5 protein-coding genes are annotated in these 4,278 nt (G+C 41.1%); all 5 read right to left on the bottom strand.

Features of this window, described 5'->3' with window-relative positions; all coding sequences use genetic code 11:
- Nucleotides 1-316 precede the first annotated feature (316 nt).
- From ACYQ21_RS14770 to ACYQ21_RS14750, 5 genes are read right to left on the bottom strand one after another with little or no spacing between them, the layout of a single operon-like run.
- On the bottom strand, nucleotides 317-1,084 hold the full coding sequence (locus ACYQ21_RS14770) for a nucleotidyltransferase domain-containing protein (protein WP_460059372.1): 768 nt from the start codon (nucleotides 1,082-1,084) through the stop codon (nucleotides 317-319).
- 28 nt (nucleotides 1,085-1,112) lie between these two features.
- Nucleotides 1,113-1,595, bottom strand: a complete 483-nt coding sequence (gene ispF, locus ACYQ21_RS14765; protein ID WP_460059370.1) for a 2-C-methyl-D-erythritol 2,4-cyclodiphosphate synthase — start codon at nucleotides 1,593-1,595, stop codon at nucleotides 1,113-1,115.
- Nucleotides 1,582-2,343, bottom strand: coding sequence for a TIGR00266 family protein (locus tag ACYQ21_RS14760; protein ID WP_460059368.1), 762 nt, complete (start codon nucleotides 2,341-2,343; stop codon nucleotides 1,582-1,584). The genes ispF and ACYQ21_RS14760 overlap by 14 nt, the downstream gene beginning before the upstream one ends.
- A 53-nt stretch (nucleotides 2,344-2,396) precedes the next feature.
- Nucleotides 2,397-3,077 carry a 2-C-methyl-D-erythritol 4-phosphate cytidylyltransferase gene (ispD, locus tag ACYQ21_RS14755; RefSeq protein WP_460059366.1) on the bottom strand — a complete coding sequence of 227 codons (681 nt, stop codon included), beginning with the start codon at nucleotides 3,075-3,077 and terminating at the stop codon, nucleotides 2,397-2,399.
- On the bottom strand, nucleotides 3,074-4,138 hold the full coding sequence (locus tag ACYQ21_RS14750; protein WP_460059364.1) for a TRAM domain-containing protein: 1,065 nt from the start codon (nucleotides 4,136-4,138) through the stop codon (nucleotides 3,074-3,076). The genes ispD and ACYQ21_RS14750 overlap by 4 nt, the downstream gene beginning before the upstream one ends.
- Nucleotides 4,139-4,278: the final 140 nt, after the last annotated feature.

Here is a 4,278-nt window from a genome sequence, read left to right as displayed (position 1 = left end):
AGGAGCTGAGACAATTCGCAAGAGGGGTGTGTATACAACAAAAATAATTGAGAACAAAACGCTCTAACTCCTTATATCACAAGGCGGAATAGTGTTTTTCTGATTTTTAACTGTCAAACTCGGGATTTTACCAAAATATCAAAAAAAGCGCTAACTATGCAGCGCCTTAATTTTCTTTATTTTTATGATGATACCAGCCATAGCTGATTAACATCAAAAAGATACCCAGAGCAAAATTACCCCAAAAGAGTATTAAATCAAGGGATACCCCAAAACAGACACCGAATATGCTACCTGCATTATTTCTTTTTGTCATCTAACGTTCAAACCCAATCCATTCTAAAAAGAAGGCATTCAATTTTTCATAAGGCAGACTTTCATGTTCATTAGCTTCATTGGCATAATCTGAAAAATAGGACAACTTTTCTGTAATGAATTGATTGATAACAGGAATCGCTTGCTCTAAATCAAGCTCGTCTCCTGCTTTTTTACGAACAAGTAAACTTTCCACCTCATCTAAAAATGCCTTGGAAAGATGCGGTAAAGTCAACAATTTTTCAAAAGCAACTGGTGGCTTTTCATGATAAGTTGCCACCCAGAGACAAGCAAGCAAAGGACGAATGACATAAAAATATTTTTTGATTTTAACAAATTTTCCTGTCAAATAACCTCTATAATTCCCCTCAGCCATGTGCAGATAGTGAAAAATCAGAGCTTTTTCATTGATATGTGTTTCGTACAACTCACGAATTTCAGCAATAAATTTATCATCTTGCGCATAAACAATCGGTGAATTTAACCATTCTACCAAACTTGGATTTGTTTTTCTTAGTAACACCAGCGTCTTATCCAAATCCCAACCGCTAATGTCAAGTTCATCATTAATTGGAAACTCTAGACTATCTTTTGTTTTCTCTAATCGAAGATACCATTCTGGCGGGCGTTTGTAAATAAAACGGACATCATAATCACTATCTTTAGACGGAAAGCCCCAAGCGCGACTACCACTTTCAACTGCATGTAGAATCGTGATGTTCTGCTCTTGTTCGATTTGTTTGAGTTTATCTTGAATCGTCTTTTTCATATCTTTTTTCCTATATAACTCGAGACTATCAAATCTGACTAATCAACACCACAGCCTCACAAGCCATACCCTCACGACGACCGACAAAGCCTAGTTTTTCTGTTGTTGTCGCTTTAATATTGATGTTAGCAACATCTGTCTGTAAAATTCTGGCGATGTTTTGTTTCATTTGCTGTAAATGTGGTGCCATTTTGGGGGCTTCTGCTAAAATCGTGGCATCAATATTACCAATTTCATAGCCTTTTTCGACCATTTTTTGATAGATGTCAGCTAGAATTTGCGTTGAAGCGATGCCTTCCGTTTCAGGATTGGTATCAGGAAAGGCGTGTCCGATGTCGCCCATGCCCAGCGCCCCAATGATAGCATCTGTGATGGCGTGTAAAAGCACATCCGCATCTGAATGGCCTAGAAGCCCAGTCTCATGCGGAATGTTCACACCACCAACAATCAACTGACGACCATTTACCAACTGATGCACATCATAGCCATGGCCGATTTTAAGTGAGGGCATCGAACAGTCCTCCGAGTGGGTTGCCAGATGAACCTGAGTGCCCATCAGTCACGATGTAATTTTTCATGATGTTGGCAAAAGTTTCGATGTTGAGACTTTGAACGTAGATTTCGCCCGTGCCACGAAACGAATTGACAATGCCTTCGCCAGTGCCGATAGACTGCACGAAACCATTTTCTAAATGAATATCATAGTCGAGTGTATCCGACCAAGCGACGACATGAGCGTTATCAATCGTGATTTCTTGATTTTGGAGGTCGATTTTTTTGATACTACCAAAAGCGTTCACAAGTAATGTGCCAACGCCAGTGGTCGTCATGACGAAGAGTCCGCCTTGACCGCCAAAAAAGGCTTTGCCGACACTTTGCCGTGCCATGGTGTACTGAGCACTACCGTCAAGCGCCAGAAAGGCACCGTCATTGAGGCGATACTGTTTAGCACCAAGGTCTAAGGGCATGACTTGACCGGGTGTTGACGGTGCAAGCGCAATAACGCCCTTGTCGTTACTTGACACGGCTTTGGTGATAAAAACGCTCTCTCCCGAGGTCATGGCGCGACCCGCTGCTTTAAACAACTTACCAATCCCACTTCCTTTTGCATTCAACTCAGATGTCAACGTGACGGCGGCATTATGATAAATCATACTGCCACGCTGAATGTAGGCAAACTCTCCAGTTTCCAGCGCAATTTCAATCATCGGAAACTGCATATTGCTGTCAATCGTGTACTTCATTTTGTTATCAGGCATCATCTACGCTCCTTCTATTGATTGTATTGTAGCAAAAATAAACATCAAATACCTCAAGCCTCAGACCGATGTGTTAAAATCGCTTGGCCGAAAATCAAATCTTCTGGCGTCGTGATTTTGATATTGTCATAAGAACCTGGGACAATGGTAACAGGCTTATCAGAAAAGATCTCTACTAAACTCGCATCGTCAGTCCCCAGAAACGCTTTCGAATGGGCTATCTGATGCACCTTTTGAATGAGACTGGTCTCAAAAAATTGGGGTGTCTGAGCTCCCCAGAGATTTTGGCGTGGGACAGTTTGACTGATTTGCGCTTGATGATTGACCTGCTTAATCGTATCTTTGACCGGTACTGCTAAAATCGCATTATCTTGAGCTTTCAGCGCATCTAATTCAGACAAGGTAACAAATGGCCGCGCCCCATCATGAATCATGACCGCAGCTTCTGACACACACGCCAGCGCCTGTCTGACCGAATCTTGACGTTCTGCACCACCGGCAACAAAGCAGACCTTGTCCGACAAAAAGGCTGTAAAATAAGTTTTTTCTTCAGCTTTGCCAACTAAAATCACTTGCTTACAGTCTGAATCTGACAAAAACAAGTCGAGTGAATAGCGAAAAATCGCTTTATCATTTAGCGTTAAAAATATTTTATTGTGGTCAGCCGCCATTCGACTGCCTGAACCCGCAGCTAAAAGTACCGCACTGTAAGCTTTATGACCTTGAACTGTCATCGTGCCAGTTCTCCAAAAATCATGCGACCCGCTGATGTTTGAAGTGACTTAGTCACCTCGATTTTAACTGTTTTATCAATCAAATCGGCCGTTTCTTCAACGACAATCATCGTCCCATCAGGCAGATAGCCAATCCCTTGACGACGCTCTGTGCCTTTTTTTACAATGTGAATGTCGAGTGTATCACCGACGATAAGCTGCGGTTTCACGGCATTTGCTAAGTCGTTGATATTTAAAACCTGCACACCTTGAATTTCAGCGACCTTATTGAGATTGAAATCATTGGTTACGAGAGCTGCCCCAGTTTCAGAAGCATAGCGCAAAAGCTTGGTATCCACTTCGTGAATATCAGAATAGTCCTTGCTTGCTACCGTGACTTTTGCGATTTCTTTCATGTCGTTGACCAAATCAAGACCTCTGCGACCCTTGGCACGTTTCAAATTGTCATTACTATCAGACAGAAGTTGCAACTCTAACAAGACAAAGTTAGGCACGATAATTTCACCGTCCAGAAAACCTGTTTTGAGAATATCGAAAATCCGACCGTCAATTAAAACACTCGTATCCAATAATTTAGCATAATTTTTATTTTTACGCTTCTCTTTTTTCTCAGGTTTCTCCGTTACCGCTGCTTTTTTCCGACTGAAAAATTTGAAAATATCAGCTTCGCGTTTTGACGAAATGCTATAGCCGACATAAATCGTCAACATCATCAGTAAAAATGGGATAATCGTTGATAGAACTGGCGTGCGTAAAATCCACAGTGGAATACTTGCAATGGCGCCGATAATAAGACCAATGACACCACCCACAAATCCCCAAGTAATTTTAGGAATATTGATGGTTGCAATGGTTTCGTCAATTTTTTCGACAAAGTTCAACAGTAGTCTGATAAATATAAAAGAAAAAATCAGAAAAATAATTGCGCCAATTAGACTATTGACTACTGCGTTGTTTTCAAATTGCCTTTGATGGATAAGTACCCAAAATTCGGGTAGAAACGTATTGCCAAGCGTTGCACCGACAATAGCCATCAAGGCGTGAATGATGATCCTCTTCATACATTCATTCCTCCTCTCGTATAATATATTCTAGTAGTGATTAACCACTACGATTTTTACCTAATTGATATTAATTTTCACTTGACTACTGAGCCGTTTCTCAGAGATAATAGTTCTGGAATGGACTCACGGATTTTGCT

The organism is Pseudolactococcus yaeyamensis (assembly GCF_054658615.1).
The sequence above is the reverse complement of the archived record's forward strand: the minus strand, read 5'-3'. Positions and strand labels throughout refer to the sequence as shown.